The sequence below is a fragment of the Stenotrophomonas sp. X genome, from assembly GCF_055721025.1.
Genome location: NZ_CM146756.1, coordinates 3,783,931 through 3,800,801 on the forward strand (window position 1 = coordinate 3,783,931; position 16,871 = coordinate 3,800,801).

Below are 16,871 nucleotides of genomic sequence, written 5' to 3' on the forward strand. Positions count from 1 at the left end.
CTTCACTAATGCGGCCGTTTGCTCCACCCTAGCGGCCCCTTCCCTGCGGCTCGCCCCACAGACACTGCTGCCATGCCCAAGCACCTGCTCATCGTCGAATCGCCGGCCAAGGCCAAGACGATCAACAAATACCTCGGCAAGGACTACACCGTCCTGGCCTCGTATGGGCATGTGCGTGACCTGATTCCGAAGGAAGGCGCGGTCGACCCGGACAACGGGTTCGCCATGCACTACGACGTGATCGACAAGAACGAAAAGCATGTCGATGCGATCGCCAAGGCCGCCAAGGGCGCCGACGACATCCTGCTGGCAACCGACCCGGATCGCGAGGGTGAAGCAATCAGCTGGCATATCGCCGAGATCCTGAAGGAACGCGGGCTGGTCAAGGACAAGCCGATGCAGCGCGTGGTGTTCACCGAGATCACCCCGCGCGCCATCAAGGAAGCGATCAGCCAGCCGCGCGCGATCGCCAGCGACCTCGTCGATGCCCAGCAGGCCCGCCGCGCGCTGGACTACCTGGTCGGCTTCAACCTGTCGCCGGTGCTGTGGCGCAAGGTGCAGCGCGGCCTGTCCGCCGGCCGCGTGCAGAGCCCGGCGCTGCGCATGATCGTCGAGCGCGAGGAAGAGATCGAAGCCTTCATCGCCCGCGAGTACTGGTCGATCGCTGCCGAGTGCGCGCACCCGTCCCAGCACTTCAATGCCAAGCTGGTCAAGCTGGACGGGCAGAAGTTCGAGCAGTTCACCATCACCGATGGCGACACCGCTGAAGCGGCGCGCATGCGCATCCAGCAGGCCGCGCAGGGTTCGCTGCACGTCACCGACGTGGCCAGCAAGGAGCGCAAGCGCCGCCCGGCGCCGCCGTTCACCACCTCCACCCTGCAGCAGGAAGCCTCGCGCAAGCTCGGCTTCACCACCCGCAAGACCATGCAGGTGGCGCAGAAGCTGTATGAGGGCGTGGCCATCGGCGACGAAGGCACCGTCGGCCTGATTTCGTACATGCGTACCGACTCGGTGAACCTGTCGCAGGACGCGCTGGCGGAAATCCGCGACGTGATCGCCCGCGACTACGGCATCGCCTCGCTGCCGGACCAGCCCAACACCTACCAGACCAAGTCGAAGAACGCCCAGGAAGCGCACGAAGCGGTGCGCCCGACCTCGGCCCTGCGCACGCCGTCGCAGGTCGCCCGCTTCCTGACCGACGACGAGCGGCGCCTGTACGAGCTGATCTGGAAGCGTGCGGTGGCCTGCCAGATGATCCCGGCCACGCTCAACACCGTCAGCGTCGACCTGTCGGCCGGCAGCGAACACGTGTTCCGCGCCAGCGGCACCACCGTGGTCGTGCCCGGCTTCCTGGCCGTGTACGAGGAAGGCAAGGACAACAAGAGCGCCGAGGACGAGGATGAGGGCCGCAAGCTGCCCGCGATGAAGCCGGGCGACCGCATCCCGCTGGAACGCATCCTGGCCGAACAGCATTTCACCCAGCCACCGCCGCGCTACACCGAAGCGGCGCTGGTGAAGGCGCTGGAAGAGTACGGCATCGGCCGTCCTTCGACCTACGCCTCGATCATCCAGACCCTGCTGTTCCGCAAGTATGTGGAAATGGAAGGCCGCAGCTTCCGCCCGTCCGACGTGGGCCGCGCGGTGTCCAAGTTCCTGTCCAGCCACTTCACCCAGTACGTGGATTACGACTTCACCGCCAGGCTTGAGGACGAGCTCGATGCCGTCTCGCGCGGTGAGGAAGAATGGATCCCGCTGATGGCCCGTTTCTGGGAGCCGTTCAAGGAACTGGTCGAAGACAAGAAGGAATCGGTCGACCGCGCCGAGGCCAGTGGCGCGCGCGAGCTCGGCACCGACCCCAAGACCGGCAAGCCGGTCAGCGTGCGGCTGGGTCGTTTCGGGCCGTATGCTGCCATCGGCAGCACTGCCGAGGACGCCGAGGAAAAGCCGAAGTTCGCCTCGTTGCGCCCCGGCCAGTCGATGCACACCATCTCGTTGGAAGACGCGCTGGAACTGTTCCTGATGCCGCGCGCGCTGGGCGAGGACAATGGTGAGCCGGTCAGCGTCGGCATCGGCCGCTTCGGCCCGTTCGCCAAGCGCGGGAGCACCTACGCCTCGCTGAAGAAGGAAGACGACCCGTACACCATCGACCTGGCCCGCGCCGTATTCCTGATCGAAGAGAAGGAAGAGATCGCGCGCAACCGGATCATCAAGGAGTTCGAGGGCAGCGACATCCAGGTGCTGAACGGCCGCTTCGGCCCGTACATCAGCGATGGAAAGATGAACGGCAAGATCCCCAAGGATCGCGAGCCGGCCTCGCTGACCCTGGCCGAAGTGCAACAGCTGATGGAAGAAACCGGCAAGCCGGTGCGCAAGGGCTTCGGCGCCAAGAAAGCCGCCGCGAAGAAGGCGCCGGCCAAGAAGGCTGCAGTGAAGAAGGAAGCAGCGCCGAAGAAGGCAGCGGCCAGGAAAGCGCCGGCCAAGAAGGCGGTGAAGAAAGCTGCCGCAAAGAAGGCACCGGCGAAGAAGGCCGTCAAGAAGACCGCCGCAAAGAAGTAGATCCACGCCATGCGCGGATGAGGGGCAGTGCCGGCCGCTGGCCGGCAACACCTGGAAGCGTCGGATGCCGGCCAGCGGCCGGCACTACCGAGTGGGTGCGTTCCACCCCTTCTGCACGCAGCGGGGGGATAATGGAGGCCCACGCCGGGCCGGTCGCCGTCATGAAAGAACTCACCCTGAACTCTGCTGTCGCCACGCTCCGCGCCGGTGGCGTGATTGCCTATCCGACCGAAGCGGTCTGGGGCCTGGGCTGCGATCCGTCACATGAAGCCGCGGTGCACGCGGTGCTGCGGCTGAAGCAGCGCCCGATCGAAAAGGGCATGATCCTGGTCGCCGCCGAACTGTCGCAGCTGGAGGGCTGGGTCCGCCTGCAGGCATTGCCCGACGCCCGCCAGCGCGCGGTGCTGGCCAGCTGGCCGGGCGCCAACACCTGGATCCTGCCGGCCGGTCCGCACGCGCAGCCCTGGGTCACCGGCGAACACAGCGGTATCGCGGTGCGCATCAGCGCCCACCCGCTGGTCGCCGCCCTGTGCCGCGCCTGGGGTGGCCCGCTGGTCTCCACCAGCGCCAACCTGGCCGGTGAACCACCGGCCCGCAGCCGTGCCGAGCTCGATCCGCGCCTGCTGCGCCTGCTCGATGGCCTCCTCGACGGCGAGACCGGCGGCCTGGCCCAGCCAACCCCGATCCGCGACGCGCTAAGCGGCAACGTGCTGCGCTCCTGAACCGACGATTGCACTGCCACGGACAATCACGCACCCTGCCGCCATGAACCTGCTGCGCACCGCCCTGGGCCTGTGCCTGTTGCTGCCGTGGACCGCACCCGCCGCCGAGGACGTGCGCGTATACCGCTGTGTCGCCAGCAACGGCGCCGTGGCCCTGCAGGACAAGCCATGCAGCAGTGGCCGGCAGGAAGTGCGTGACCTGCAGCGCCCGCGCGACCCGGCCCCCCGGGTGGTGCGCAGCGACGCGGCACCCGCCCGGCCGGACGAGGTTCCGGTGATGCGTGATCGTGAGATCCGCCACGTCTACCTCCAGCCACCACAACCATTGTACGAGTGCGTAAGCGACGACGGTCGCCGCTACACCAGCGATAACAACGAGGGCAATCCGCGCTGGGTGCCGTTGTGGACCAGCGTCTGGCTCCCGCATGGGCACCACGGCCCGGTCCATCCCGGCCCACGCCCGGCCTTCGGCACGCCGGTCGGCACCCCCATCGGTGAAGGAACCGGCTACCGGCCGCCAGCGGTAGGTGTCGGTGTGCAGGTTCCGGCCGGCAGCGTGCTGGTCCGCGACAGCTGCCATGCGCTGCCGCCACAGGAAGTCTGCGCGCGCCTGCGCGACCGCCGCTGGGAACTGGACCGCCGCTACAACAGCGCGCTGCAGAGTGAACGCACCGCCATCAGCAACGAACAGCGTGGCATCGACGCGCGCCTGTCGCGCGACTGCGAACGCTGAGCGCAGCACCTGCCGTGGCATGTACGCTGTGCGCATGAAGAACCTGATCTGGCTGGCCCTGGGCCTGTTCGCCGGCAACGCAGTGGCCGACGACGGGGTGATCTACCGCTGCACCTCCAGCAACAGCGATGTGCCCACCCTGCAACGTACGCCCTGCCCTGCCGGCAGCAAGCAGCAGGTGGTGCGGATTCCGGCCGCTGCCAGTGCGTCGCCCACGCCGGCCCCTGTGCCGTCGCCACCCGAACCGGCGGCGGCGGGTATGCCGCCGGCTTCCGCGCCCAGCCCCCGCCGCCCCGGCGAAGGACGCACGATCATGGAAGCCGGCATGGTCGAACGCGAGGGCGGCGATCTGATACTCGACAGTGCATCGCTGCCACGCCAGGCCGATGCCGCGCCGGACAGCAATGCGCCGCCGAAGCCGCCGCTGCCGCCCATCTTCCAGTGCACCGACAGCCAGGGCGGTGGCTACCTGCACGAATACGAAGCTGCCCCCGGCCGCTGCGAACTGATGACCGTGCAGGGCCTGGGCGGCGCCACACCGGTCAATGCTGCAGGCTGCGAAGTGGTGCGCGACCGCTGCGAGGAACTGCCGGACGCGCAGCGCTGCAGCAGCTGGCAGCAACGCTTCCGCGACGCACGTGGCCGCGAGCGGTTCGCCTCGCCGGAGAACCGCGACAACGCCCGGGGCGAACGCGAACGGTTGCAGGGCGTGCTGGAGGCCAGCAACTGCCCGGTACCGGGGTGACCGCCATGCGGTAGTACCGGCCGCTGGCCGGCAACTGCAATCAACTGAACATCGTGTGGTTGCCGGCCAGCGGCCGGCACTGCCTTTCGGAAGATCAGAACCCGTAGCGCAGGAAACCGCCATCCACGGCGATGCACTCGCCGGTGACATAGCTGGCCGCCGGCAGGCACAGGAAGCCTACCGCGGCAGCCACTTCCTCCGGCTCGCCGATGCGACGCATCGGCGTGCGGTTGATGACTTCTTCGTAGTAGTCCGGGTCCGACAACGGACCGGACGTGCGCCGCGTGCGGATGTACCAGGGCGCCACCGCGTTGACCCGGATGCCATCCTCCGCCCACTCGACGGCCAGGTTGCGCGTCATCTGGTGCATCGCGGCCTTGGTCATGCCATAGACCACGCCACTGCGCACGTGGGTCAGGCCGGACACGCTGCCGACGTTGACGATGGACGACGACGCATGCCGCGCCAACAGCGGATGCGCGTAGCGCGACAGCTCGAAGGCCGAGAACAGGTTGGTCTCGAAGATCTTGCGCCATTCGTCCTCGGAATACTCCGTGGCCGCCTTGGTGACGTTGCCGCCAGCGTTGTTGACCAGGATGTGCAGGCCATCGCTGTGGTCTTCCACCCAGTCCAGGATCTGCCGCCGGTCCTCGTCATCGGAGACATCGGCAGCCAGCGCGTGCACCTGGTGCTGCGGATACAAGTCCAGCAGTTCGTCGCGCGCCGTCTCCAGCATATCGATGTCACGGCCCACGATCATCAGGTCGGCACCGAGGCCGGCCAGTTCGTGCGCGATGGCCAGGCCAATGCCGGCGCTGGCGCCCGTAATCAGGGCAGTCTGGCCGTCCAGGCGCCACCGTTGCTGGGTCATGTGTTCTCCGGGGCCGCGCCCGCTGTGTTTCGGTGCCGCAAGGATACGCGCTCACGGCAGGGCGTTGCCGGAGATGCGACACTGCGCGAACGCCCACCGCGGAGTACCGCCATGCGCATCCTGATCCTGTTCTTGTCCCTGCTGGCCATCGTGCTGCTGGTGGCCTGCCAGCGTCCGCCGACGCCGAATCCGGAGAAGCCACCGGTACCCAAGGCGATGTCGCGTGCGATGCAGGAGCCGCTGGACCGCGCCAAGGGCGCGCAGAAGGCCGTGGACGAAGCCGCCGCACGCGAGCGCAAGGCCGAGGCCGAGGCCGACGCGGCGCGATGACGAGTGGCCTATGGGGTCAGAGCCCTTTGCGAAACCAAGGGATCAGACCCCATGAACGAGAACGCCCGGCCAAGGCCGGGCGTTTCGCTGTCCAGTAGTTCCACGCCCTGCGTGGATGGCTTCCGTCAGAACCCGCAGAAGCAGTAAGCAAGCGCCTTCACCGGTGCGCCATTGCCCTTCTCGCGGGCCGCGTTCTCGACGAAGCGCAGCTGCGTGTCCACTTCCGGCATCGTGCGTGCCAGCATCATCCGCGCCATGCCCGAATCGGACAGCATCCAGGCACCGGCGCGGCTGCCGGCGAAACCGCTGACGAACTGTGCGAACGGCGTGGCCGCCTTCTCGATGTAGCGCACGCGATAAGCGTCGGCCTTGCCCAGCTTGGCACGGCTGGCAGCGTCGGCCACGGCATCCTTCAGGCCACCGAAGGCATCGACCAGGCCGCGTTCCTTGGCCTGCGCACCGCTCCACACGCGGCCGCGAGCCACCTCGTCCACCGCCTCGACCGGCTTCTTGCGGGCGTCGGCGACGCGACCGGTGAAGTCGGCGTAGCCCTTGTTGATCACCGACTGGATGACCTGGCCCACGGCCGGATCCATCGGGCGGGTGACATCGAATGCACCGGCGAAACGGGTGGTGCCGACACCATCGGTGTGCACGCCGATCTTGTCCAGCGCGCGGCTGAAGTTCGGCACCATGCCGAAGATGCCGATCGAACCGGTGATGGTCGACGGATCGGCGTAGATGCGATCGGCATTCATGCTGATCCAGTAGCCACCGGAGGCAGCCAGGTCGCCCATCGACACCACCACCGGCTTGCCGGCGGCCTGCAGCGCCACCACTTCACGGCGGATCTGCTCGGAGGCGAACACCTCACCGCCCGGCGAATCGACGCGCAGCACCACGGCCTTCACGTTGTCGTCGTCGCGCGCGGCGCGCAACAGCGCTGAGGTCGACTCGCCGCCGATGCGGCCGGCCGGCAGGTCGCCACCGCTGATCTCGCCGGCAGCCACCACCACGGCCACCTGCGGACGCGAGTCCACCGGGTTGCGACGGGCGTCGAGCAGGGCCAGATAGCGGCCGAAGTCGACGTTGCGGAAACCACCGTCGGCATCTTCGTCGGCCACGCCGCGCTCGATCATCAGATCCTCGAATTCCTCGCGGGTCTTCAGCGCGGTCACCAGCTTCTGCTGCAGGGCGAACTTGGCCAGGTCACCACCGGCGGCGGCGATGCCTTCCGGCAGCGTGTCGATGCCGGCAGCCAGCTGCGCCGGATCCAGGCGGCGCGCCTTGGCGATGTCGCCCAGATAGCGCTGCCACACATCGTTCATCCAGAACAGGTCGGCTTCCTTGGAGGCCGGCGACGCGGCGTCGAGCACGTACGGTTCGGCCGCGGACTTGTACTCGCCCACCTTGAACAGGTGCACGTCCACGCCCAGCTTGTCCTGCAGGCCGGTGCGGAAGTACTGGCGGTAGCGGCCGAGGCCTTCGAGCACGACCGAACCCATCGGGTCCAGGTAGACCTCGTCGGCCTGCGCGGCCAGCAGGTACTGCGACTGGCCCATGCTCTCGCTGTAGGCCACCAGCTGCTTGCCGGAGGCACGCAGATCCTGCAGCGCGGCGGCCACTTCACGCAGCGAAGCGAAGCCGGACGGCTGCAGCTTGTCCAGCTCCAGCACCACGCGCTCGATCTTCTTGTCGTCCTTGGCCGACTCGATCACCCGCAGCAGATCGCGCAGCTGGATCTCTTCGGCACCGTTGTCACCCACCGCCTTGGCCAGTGCGCGGCTGACCGGATCGGCACTGAACTGCTCGACCAGGCGGCCCTCCGGCGCGATCACCAGGGTGGTGCGGTCCTGCAGTGACTTGCTGGCACCGGCGCCCATGCCGGCGGCGATGACGAACATCACCAGCAGCAGGAACAGCAGGCCGAAGAACACCAGGTTGAGGATCAACCGGCGGGTGAAGTTCATGACGTCCCACAGCCCGATGAAAAAACTGGCGACGGGGTTGCGACGCGCCGGGGGCAGCGGGGGCACGGGTTGATTCATGGAACGCTCCGGATGGCTTCTTGCCGTGGTACCAGCATAGCCGGTGCCGCGTGATGCGGCATCGGACACAAGTCAGGGGATCGCCCGCCATGGGTCGGCATGGCGGGCAGGAAGATCAGGACAGCGCGGACTGCCCGATGCGCTGGCTGCTGCGGCGCAGGCGCCAGCCCATCAGGATGGCAGCGGCGGTCAGGCCGACGATCAGGCCGATCCACATGCCCTGCGGGCCCATGCCCAGCCCCAGGCCGAGCCCGGCGCCGAGCGGCATGCCCAGGCCCCAGTACGCGAACATGGCGATGAACATCGGCACGCGGGTGTCCTTCAGCCCGCGCAGCGCGCCCGCCGACAGCACCTGGATGCCGTCCGGGAACTGGAAGGTGGCCGCGTACAGCAGCAGGGTCGAGGCCAGGCCGGCCACTGCCAGGTCGTTGGTGTACACACCGACGATGGCATCGTGGCCGAACAGCAGCACCGCCGCTGACAACGTCTGCGTGCCCATGATGATCGCGTAGCCGGCCCAGGCCGCACGCCGCACGCCGAAGCCGTCACCACGGCCGACCGCATGGCCGACGCGCACGGTGGTGGCCTCGGCCACGCCCATCGGGATCATGAAGCACAGCTGCGCGACGTTGATCGCGATCTGGTGTGCCGCCGCTTCATTGGCGCCCAGGCGGCCGATCAGCAAGGCGGTGACGATGAACAGGCCACCTTCCATCAACACGGTGATGCCGATCGGCAGGCCGGTACGCAGCAGCTCCCAGATCGCCTTCCAGCGCGGTCCCTCGAAGTGCGAGAACAGCTGCAGATGGGCGAAGCGCTTGGTCCGCCACAGATACAGGGCGAATGCGGTCGCCTGCAGCCACATCATCACCGCCGAAGCGATGCCCAGGCCCTCGGCCCCCAACTCCGGGAAGCCGAGCTTGCCATTGGCCAGCACGTAGCCCATCGGTGCCAGCACCAGCAGGCCACCGAAGCCGAGCAGCATGGTCGGCAGCGTCCAGTGCATGCCCTCGCTGAGATAACGCATGCAGAAGTACAGGGTCAGCGCCGGGCCACCCCAGCGCACCGCATGCAGGAACGCGGTCGCCCCCGGCACGATGTCCGGCGCGATGCCGAAGGCCGGCAGCAGCGGCGGCACCACGGTGAGGAAGGTGAACATGATCAGCCCCAGCCCCAGCGCCAGCCACAGTGCCTGGCGGAACAGCGGGCCGATCTCGCGCTCGCGGCCGGCGCCGTGCAGCTGCGACACCGAGGCGGTGAGCGAGATCAGGGTGCCGATCGGAATCAGCATCGGCAGCCACAACAGCGCCGTACCGATGGTGACTGCGGCAAGGGTCGCCGTAGCGTGGTGGCCGGCAATCACGTTGTCGACGAAGGAGATCAGACCGGTGGACACATGGCCCAGCACGAGCGGCAGGGCGAGCAGACCGGTGGCGCCGACTTCCTTGCTGAAGCGCGGCGTGGAGGTTGCAGTAGACATAAGGTGCTTGACGCGAACTGCGGTTGCGCGCGAAGGGCACAGGCACCGGGTTGCGGGCGCTCATCTTACGCGGGCGGCGCCTGCATTCCCATGACATGGCGTGAATGCTGGGTTTCAGCCGCCCCACACAAAAAAGGGACGGAGGGGATTAAGTCGTATCAGGCCAGTCAGTGCCGGATGCGACTTAATCCCCTCCGTCCCCTTTTCTACTGGCCGGCCTGGCGCTTCAGCCAGCTGTCGCGCTCGGCGGCGGGCACGGCGAGGAAGGCGCTGCGCACCGTGTCGCGCTCCTGCGGCGGTGTGCGCTGCGCGACCAGGGCCAGCTGGGCCAGCTGCGCCGGGTTGAGCTGGCGCAGCACGGCCAGAGCGGTCTCGCGTTGCTCCGGTGGCACGAATCCGAACAGTCCGTGCAGCTTGGGGAATTCAAGGCCCAGCTGCGGGCCCAGCCGCCATCCGGCGCGGAACGCCTGATCCTGCGCCTGGAATTGCTGCCGCATGCGCTGCTGTTGATCGGCCGGCAGCGAATTGAAGCGCGCAGCCGCCTGACGGATGCGCTCGCGCTCTGCTTCCGGCAATGCGCGCCAGGCGGCGTAGTCGGCACGGCGCTGTCTCTGCTGCTGCGTATCCAGCTGGGCGAATTCGGCAGGTGCTGTTGCAGCGGCCGACGCCGGCGTGGCCGGCGAACTGCCCGGAACTAGTGGCGGCAACGGCACGCTCAACGGCTGCGGTGCGGCGGACAGCGACAGCGGCAGGGCCAGCAGCAGGCTGGCGAGCACGGACTTATTCATCGGCGGCAGCAGTTTCCAGCGTGGCACTGGCCGGCTCCGGCCGGCTCGGCTTGGCTTGCGATTCATCCACCGGCAGCGGGCCGCCCGCGGCAGTCCACGCGTACAGGTCGGCATCGGCGACCAGCGGGTAGTCGCGGTCTGCCAGCATCGCTGCGTCATCATTGGCTTGCGCCTGGCCCGCGTCCGGTGTGGCGTCGACCTTGCTCGGTGGCAGGGCTTCCACGGTCACCGGACCGGCTTCGCCCACCACGCCCTCCGGCAAGGGTGCATCGCTGCCGAACGAATGTCCCTGCAGGTAGCGCCAACCCAGCGCCGCGGCCAGCAGCACCGCCACGGTCGCCAGCAGGATCAGCGGACCGCGCCAGCGCGGCTTGGCACTCGCCCGACGGCGCTTGGCGATGGCGGTGGCCCGCTCGTCGCGCTGAGGGGCGCGCCAGCTGGACGTGGGCGCCTCGTTGTGGGCGGCGGGTGCGGCCGGCTGCTGGAGCTGCTGCAGGCGCGTGGCCGGCAGTTCACGGATACGCGCCTGCACCTGCTCGGCCAGCTGGCGCCAGGCTGCGGCGTCTGGCTGGCCATGGGCATCCCGCGGGCACGCGTCAGCCAGCAGGTGCTGGTATCCGGCCTCGTCCTGGTCGAGCACGCGCATGGCGATGCCCTCGTCCAGGCTGCCGCCCACCCGCAGCAGCAGCGCCAGTCGTGGAAGTGGCGGCATCGCGCCCAACGCGGCCAACGACGGCGCCCACTGCCCGCCCGCCGGCTCGCGCAGCGCCTGGCGCTGGCCCAGCAGGGTCCAGAAGCGGGTCGGCCATTGCGCCATCGGCAGGTCGCTGGCGACCGCCGCAAACGCGCGCATCACTGCCACCAGGGTCTGCTCGGCACGGGCGGCATCGCCGCACTGCAGTTCAGCCACCACCAGGGCGCGGCGTTCGACGCCACGCAGGAACGCCGACAGCGCGCCGGCCGCGGTCGAGGAAACAGGGGCGGGCACAGCCGTCATCGGTCACTCCAAAGGTCTGCCGGCATGATAGCTGCAGCCCATCGGCACCCGTAGGACTTGCGCCCACAGGCACTTCGTGCTGCAGGTTGTGCACAGCACCACGCTCCCCGCGCGGGAAATTGCGGCATGCAGCTGAACTCACTCTGTTTCAGCAATGTTTCACACTCAAGCTGTTGATTTTGAATGCCTTTTAAGTGTGGCGATTTTTTGACCAACCCAAGCGTGAGCTCGTCGCCATCGGCCTCCTGCGTTGCCGTCGACCGGTAACGCACAACGTTATCCACAGAACATGTGGATAAGCCTGAATCTCCAATGGACACCGATATTTAGGTGACATTTATGATTCAACGGTCGTCGCCCGGGCACGTCTGCCCCCTGCCATTCGCGCGCGCATGGCCCGTTACACTGGCCCGATGCTTTCGCCCATTCCGACCCTGCAGGTCGCCCTGCCCGTCCCCCTGCCCCGCCTGTTCGACTACCTGTCGCCGGAGGGCGATGGCCCCACGGCCGCGGTCGGCTGCCGCCTGAAGGTGCCGTTCGGCAACCGCGAGCTGGTCGGCGTGGTGGCCGGCTACGGCCAGACCGGCGACGGCCAGGGACTGCGCCAGGCGCTGGCCTGGTGCGACCGGCAGCCGCTGCTGCAGGGCGAACTCTGGCAGAGCCTGCAGTGGCTGGCGCGCTACACCCATGCGCCACTGGGCGAGGTGCTGAGCACCGCCCTGCCCGGCCCGCTGCGCCATGGCGAGGCCCTGCCCGACACCCACCACTGGGGTTGGCAGCTGACCACCGAAGGCCACGCCCAGCGCGAAAAGCTGCGCGCCGGCAGCCGTCCGCGGCAGCTGGCCGAGCTGCTGGCCGGGGCGATCGTGGATGAGGACGTGCTCGGCGAACGCATGGCCGACTGGCGCACCGCTGCACGCAGCCTGGCCAAGCGCGCGCTGGCCGAGCGCGTGGCGATGACGGTGGCACCGCAGCATGCGCAGCCGCTGCCCGGCCCCACGCTTAACCCGGACCAGGCCGGGGCGGTGGCTGCGATCAACGCTGCCGACGGCTTCCAGCCGTTCCTGCTGGACGGCGTGACCGGCAGCGGCAAGACCGAGGTCTACCTGCAGGCGATCATCCATTGCCTGGCGCAGGGCAGGCAGGCGCTGGTGCTGGTGCCGGAAATCGGCCTGACCCCGCAGACCCTGGCACGTTTCCGCGGCCGCCTCGGCATCGCCGTGCACGCCTTGCATTCGGGGTTGAACGACAACGAGCGCGCGCGCGTCTGGGCGGCCGCCTCACGTGGCGAAGCACGGGTCATCGTCGGCACCCGCTCGGCGGTGTTCACGCCATTGCCGCAGGCTGGCCTGCTGATCGTCGACGAGGAACACGACGGCAGCTACAAGCAACAGGACGGCATCCGTTACCACGCGCGCGATTTCGCCCTGGTCCGGGCCAAGGCACTGGGCATTCCGGTACTGCTCGGCAGCGCCACCCCTTCGCTGGAAACGCTGCACAACGCCTACGCAGGGCGCTACACGCACCTGCGCCTGAAGCAGCGCGCCGGCGATGCACGGCCACCGCGCGTGCGCATCCTCGATGTACGCAAGCGGCCGCTGCACGATGGCCTCTCGGCCGATGTGCTGGCCGGCATCGGCGAACACCTGCAGCGTGGCCAGCAGGTGCTCGTGTTCAAGAACCGCCGCGGCTACGCACCGGTGCTGCTGTGCCACGACTGCGGCTGGACCGCGCCGTGCCAGCGCTGCGATGCGCCGATGACCGTGCATGGCGGCGGCCGACGCCTGCAGTGCCACCACTGTGGCGCGCGCCAACCGGCGCCGTTGGCATGCCCGGCCTGCGGCAGCCTAGCGCTGCAGCCGCAGGGCATCGGCACCGAACGCCTGGAAGAACACCTCACCGCCGCCTTCGCCGATTTCCCGGTGGTGCGCATCGACCGTGGCACCACCTCACGCCGCGATGCGCTGGAACAGCAGCTGGCGAAACTGGGCGACCAGCCCGGCATCCTGGTCGGCACGCAGATCCTGGCCAAGGGCCATGACCTGCCGAAGCTGACCCTGGTGGTGGTGGTGGGCATCGACGAAGGCCTGTTCTCCGCTGACTTCCGCGCCAGTGAGAAACTCGCGCAACAGCTGATCCAGGTGGCCGGTCGCGCCGGGCGCGCACGTGACCCCGGCGAGGTCTGGCTGCAGACCCATCACCCGGGTCACCCGCTGCTGGAAACCCTGGTGAGCGGTGGCTACCACCCGTTCGCGCAGGCCGAGTTGAACCAGCGGCAAGCCGCAGGGTTCCCCCCGTTCGCGCACCTGGCGCTGATGCGCGCCGAAGCGCAGCAGGTCGAGCACGCCAATGCGTTCCTGCTGGCAGCGCGGCAGCTGCTGGGCGAGCAGAACGTGGTGGAGGCGTACGGCCCGATGCCGGCGCCGATGCCGCGGCGCGCGGGCTACCAGCGCACACAGCTGCTGCTGTCGGCGCCGCAGCGGCCACCCTTGCATGGCGTGCTCGCGCAGCTGGTGCCGCAGCTCTATGCGCTGCCGGAAGCACGCAAGGTGCGCTGGTCGCTGGATGTGGATCCAACGGACCTGTATTGATCCCGTAGAGCACTGCCGAGCATGGCTCGGCACTACCGTAGAGCCGAGCCATGCTCGGCTGCGTTTCAGTACCGGGCAGTGCTTACGTCAGCGGCGACATCACGCCGCGCTGGTAGGCCGGCCGCTCGCGCAGGCGCGCATACCAATCCGCCAGGTGCGGAAGCTCCGGTCGCTGGATCGGCAGTTCGAACCAGGCATAGACCAGCGAGCCCAGCGGGATGTCGCCCATCGCGAACTTCTCGCCCGACAGCCACGGCTGCCTGGCCAGGGTGGCGTCGGCCATCGCCAGGTAGTCACCGGCGCGCACGATGGCGGCATTGATCCGCGCTTCGTCGCGGTCGGCCGGCGCGGTGCGCATGATGCCCCAGACCAGGTCGCTGTACAGCGGCGCCATCCGCGAAGTGCTCCAGTCCATCCACTTCTCGGCCTGGGCGCGCTCCATCGGGTCTGCGGCGTATAGCGTGCCCAGCGCATAGCGCGCGCTCAGATAGCGCACGATGGCGTTCGATTCCCACAGCGGCAGGCCGTGGTCTTCGATCACCGGCACCAGGCCGTTGGGATTCATCGCCTGGTACTCCGGCGTCTGCGTGCCGCCGTGGCTGCCGCCGACCTCGATGGATTCGTACGGCAGGCCGATTTCCTCGGCACACCACAGCACCTTGCGGACGTTGCTGGAATTGCGGCGGCCCCAGATCTTCAACATGCGGGTTTCCTTTGCTGGCAATGCGAGCGGCAACGATACGCCTGATCGTTACGGGTGTGTGCGTGCCGGATGCGGGATCGGGCGCCTGCGCGCTGCCGGCCAGCGGCCGGCACTACCGGTTCTTTTTTGGCAGCGCGCGCACGTAGGACGACTTGCCATCCTTCTTCAGTTCGAACAGGCCGATCGCCGCCAGCAGGTCGCTGAGCTTGCCGTAGCCATAGTTGCGCGGATCGAACGAAGCCTGGTTGCCGATCTGGCTGCCGACCGGGCCGAGGTGCGACCAGCCATCCTCACCCTCGGCCGCGGACACCGCACGGCGCAGCATCTTCACCAGCCGGGTGTCACTGCGCATTTCCGCACCGCTCTTGCGCGGACGCGCATCGTCGTTGGCCACCGGCTCGTTCGAGGCCTGCTCGCTGGACGCCTGTTCGGCATCCGGCACGCTGGCATGGGTCTGGCCCAGTGCCTCCAGGTAGGTGAACTTCGAGCACGCATTGACGAATGGCTCGGGCGTCTTCTTCTCGCCGAAGCCATATACCTTCACGCCATCGGTCAGCAGGCGCATCACCATCGGGGTGAAGTCCGCATCGCTGGAGACGATGGCGAAGCCATCAAGGTTGCGCGCGTACAGCAGGTCCATGGCATCGATCACCATCGCCATGTCCGAAGCGTTCTTGCCCTTGCTGTAGGCGAACTGCTGGATCGGGCGGATCGCATACTCATGCAGCACCGCTTCCCACCCCTTCAGTCGCGGGCTCTTCCAGTTGCCGTAGGCACGGCGCACGTTGGCCACGCCGTAGCGGGCGACTTCCGCCAGGACCTCGTCGATCTTCGAGGCCGGCGCATTGTCGGCGTCGATCAACAGGGCGATGCGCTTTTCCGGTTCGCTCATGGGCTCCTCACGGGCCGTTGCCTGAACCCGAGTATCGCCGATCCGGGCCGGCGCTGACGTGACAGGTGGCCGCCGTGCGAAGATGCCAGGCGCTTCCCCCGATGCCCCCACTGGAGTGAGTCGATGAGTCGCGAACGCGTTCCCCACCTGGTCGTTGTCGGCGGCGGTTTTGCCGGTCTCTGGGCCACCCGTGCCCTGGCCCGCGAGCGCATACGCATCACCCTGGTCGATCGCCGCAACCATCACCTGTTCCAGCCGCTGTTGTACCAGGTGGCCACCGCCGGCCTGTCCGCGCCGGATATCGCCGCACCGCTGCGCCACATCCTCGGCCACCAGCGCAATGTGGAAGTCCGCCTCGGCGAAGTGGTGGCCATCGACAAGCAGGCGCGGCAGATCCGCATGGCCGATGGCAGCACGCTGGACTACGACAGCCTGCTGCTGGCCACCGGCGCCACCCACGCCTACTTCGGCAACGATCAGTGGGCCGATGATGCGCCCGGCCTGAAGACGCTGGACGATGCCATCGCGCTGCGCCGCAAGCTGCTGCTGGCGTTCGAACGCGCCGAGGCCGAACCGGACCCGGCGAAGAAGGCGGCGTGGCTGAGTTTCGCCATCGTCGGTGGTGGTCCCACCGGCGTCGAACTGGCCGGCACCCTGGCCGAGATCGCGCGCCACACGCTGCGCAACGAATTCCGCCACATCGACCCGGCCAGCGCCAGGGTGCGGCTGGTCGAGGCTGGGCCGCGCGTGCTGTCCTCGTTCCCGGATGTGCTTTCGCTGAAGGCGCGCCGCCAACTTGAAAAACTGGGCGTGGAAGTGCTGACCGGAACCCCGGTGAGCGACATCGACAGCCAGGGCTTCAAGCTCGGCGAACAGTTCATACCGGCGCGCACCGTGGTCTGGGCCGCCGGCGTGGCCGCTTCACCGCTGGCGCGCACGCTGGACGTGCCACTGGACCGCGCCGGACGCGTGCCGGTGCAACCGGACCTGACCCTGCCCGATCACCCGGAGCTGTTCGTGGCCGGCGACCTGGCCGCATTGAGCCAGGCCGACGGCAAGCCGGTTCCCGGTGTGGCACCGGCCGCCAAGCAGATGGGCAAGTACGTGGCCGAGGTGATCCGCGCACGGCTGCACGGCAAGCCCGAGCCCGGTCCGTTCAAGTACGCCGACTACGGCAACCTGGCCACCATCGGCCGCATGGCCGCGATCGTGCACCTGGGCCGACTGCAGCTGTCGGGCGTGCTGGCGTGGTGGTTCTGGCTGGCCGCGCACGTGTTCTTCCTGATCGGCTTCCGCAACCGCATCGTGGTGCTGCTGAACTGGGCGGTCGCGTACTGGAGCTACCAGCGCAGTGCGCGCATCATCTTCGGTGATGACCGGGATGACCGGCGGCCGAGGCGGTAGGACTGCACGCA

At 68.3% G+C, this 16,871-nt stretch carries 14 protein-coding genes; 7 read left to right on the plus strand and 7 right to left on the minus strand.

Going from position 1 to position 16,871, the window contains the following annotated elements:
* Positions 1-72: 72 nt before the first annotated feature.
* The 4 genes from ACZ75I_RS17385 (at position 73) to ACZ75I_RS17400 (ending at position 4,756) form a co-directional block, all read left to right on the plus strand.
* On the plus strand, positions 73-2,556 hold the full coding sequence (locus ACZ75I_RS17385; protein ID WP_134969340.1) for a DNA topoisomerase I: 2,484 nt from the start codon (positions 73-75) through the stop codon (positions 2,554-2,556).
* 131 nt (positions 2,557-2,687) lie between these two features.
* Positions 2,688-3,278, plus strand: a complete 591-nt coding sequence (tsaC, locus tag ACZ75I_RS17390; protein WP_005419629.1) for an L-threonylcarbamoyladenylate synthase type 1 TsaC — start codon at positions 2,688-2,690, stop codon at positions 3,276-3,278.
* A 43-nt stretch (positions 3,279-3,321) separates the two neighbouring features.
* Positions 3,322-4,011, plus strand: coding sequence for a DUF4124 domain-containing protein (locus tag ACZ75I_RS17395; protein ID WP_180868894.1), 690 nt, complete (start codon positions 3,322-3,324; stop codon positions 4,009-4,011).
* A gap of 34 nt (positions 4,012-4,045) precedes the next feature.
* The gene (locus ACZ75I_RS17400) at positions 4,046-4,756 is read left to right on the plus strand and encodes a hypothetical protein (protein ID WP_180868891.1); all 711 of its coding nucleotides are present in this window, start codon (positions 4,046-4,048) and stop codon (positions 4,754-4,756) included.
* A gap of 94 nt (positions 4,757-4,850) precedes the next feature.
* On the opposite strand, the gene ACZ75I_RS17405 is transcribed toward ACZ75I_RS17400, so the two are convergent.
* Positions 4,851-5,627 carry an SDR family oxidoreductase gene (locus ACZ75I_RS17405; protein ID WP_180868889.1) on the minus strand — a complete coding sequence of 259 codons (777 nt, stop codon included), beginning with the start codon at positions 5,625-5,627 and terminating at the stop codon, positions 4,851-4,853.
* 111 nt (positions 5,628-5,738) lie between these two features.
* Between ACZ75I_RS17405 and ACZ75I_RS17410 the strand changes: the two genes are divergently transcribed.
* Entirely contained in the window at positions 5,739-5,957 is a 219-nt protein-coding gene (locus ACZ75I_RS17410; protein ID WP_180868887.1) for a hypothetical protein, read from the plus strand.
* A gap of 125 nt (positions 5,958-6,082) precedes the next feature.
* On the opposite strand, the gene sppA is transcribed toward ACZ75I_RS17410, so the two are convergent.
* From sppA to ACZ75I_RS17430, 4 genes are all read right to left on the minus strand, one after another.
* Complete coding sequence (sppA, locus tag ACZ75I_RS17415) at positions 6,083-8,005, minus strand: signal peptide peptidase SppA (protein ID WP_061478137.1); 1,923 nt, start codon at positions 8,003-8,005, stop codon at positions 6,083-6,085.
* A 115-nt stretch (positions 8,006-8,120) separates the two neighbouring features.
* Complete coding sequence (locus tag ACZ75I_RS17420; RefSeq protein ID WP_005419642.1) at positions 8,121-9,485, minus strand: MATE family efflux transporter; 1,365 nt, start codon at positions 9,483-9,485, stop codon at positions 8,121-8,123.
* A gap of 206 nt (positions 9,486-9,691) precedes the next feature.
* Entirely contained in the window at positions 9,692-10,273 is a 582-nt protein-coding gene (locus tag ACZ75I_RS17425; RefSeq protein ID WP_180868885.1) for a DUF3106 domain-containing protein, read from the minus strand.
* Complete coding sequence (locus tag ACZ75I_RS17430) at positions 10,266-11,270, minus strand: hypothetical protein (RefSeq protein WP_138952333.1); 1,005 nt, start codon at positions 11,268-11,270, stop codon at positions 10,266-10,268. The genes ACZ75I_RS17425 and ACZ75I_RS17430 overlap by 8 nt, the downstream gene beginning before the upstream one ends.
* Before the next feature lie 413 nt (positions 11,271-11,683).
* Here ACZ75I_RS17430 and ACZ75I_RS17435 point away from each other — a divergent pair, with 413 nt between their 5' ends.
* Complete coding sequence (locus ACZ75I_RS17435; protein ID WP_180868926.1) at positions 11,684-13,861, plus strand: primosomal protein N'; 2,178 nt, start codon at positions 11,684-11,686, stop codon at positions 13,859-13,861.
* Positions 13,862-13,943: 82 nt separating this feature from the next.
* Here ACZ75I_RS17435 and ACZ75I_RS17440 read toward each other — a convergent pair whose 3' ends face one another.
* On the minus strand, positions 13,944-14,564 hold the full coding sequence (locus ACZ75I_RS17440) for a glutathione S-transferase family protein (protein WP_180868882.1): 621 nt from the start codon (positions 14,562-14,564) through the stop codon (positions 13,944-13,946).
* Positions 14,565-14,676: 112 nt separating this feature from the next.
* A complete protein-coding gene (locus ACZ75I_RS17445; protein WP_049470953.1) occupies positions 14,677-15,456 on the minus strand; it encodes an NYN domain-containing protein in 780 nt (259 codons plus the stop codon).
* 123 nt (positions 15,457-15,579) lie between these two features.
* Here ACZ75I_RS17445 and ACZ75I_RS17450 point away from each other — a divergent pair, with 123 nt between their 5' ends.
* On the plus strand, positions 15,580-16,860 hold the full coding sequence (locus ACZ75I_RS17450; RefSeq protein WP_180868880.1) for an NAD(P)/FAD-dependent oxidoreductase: 1,281 nt from the start codon (positions 15,580-15,582) through the stop codon (positions 16,858-16,860).
* The last annotated feature ends 11 nt before the right edge of the window (positions 16,861-16,871 follow it).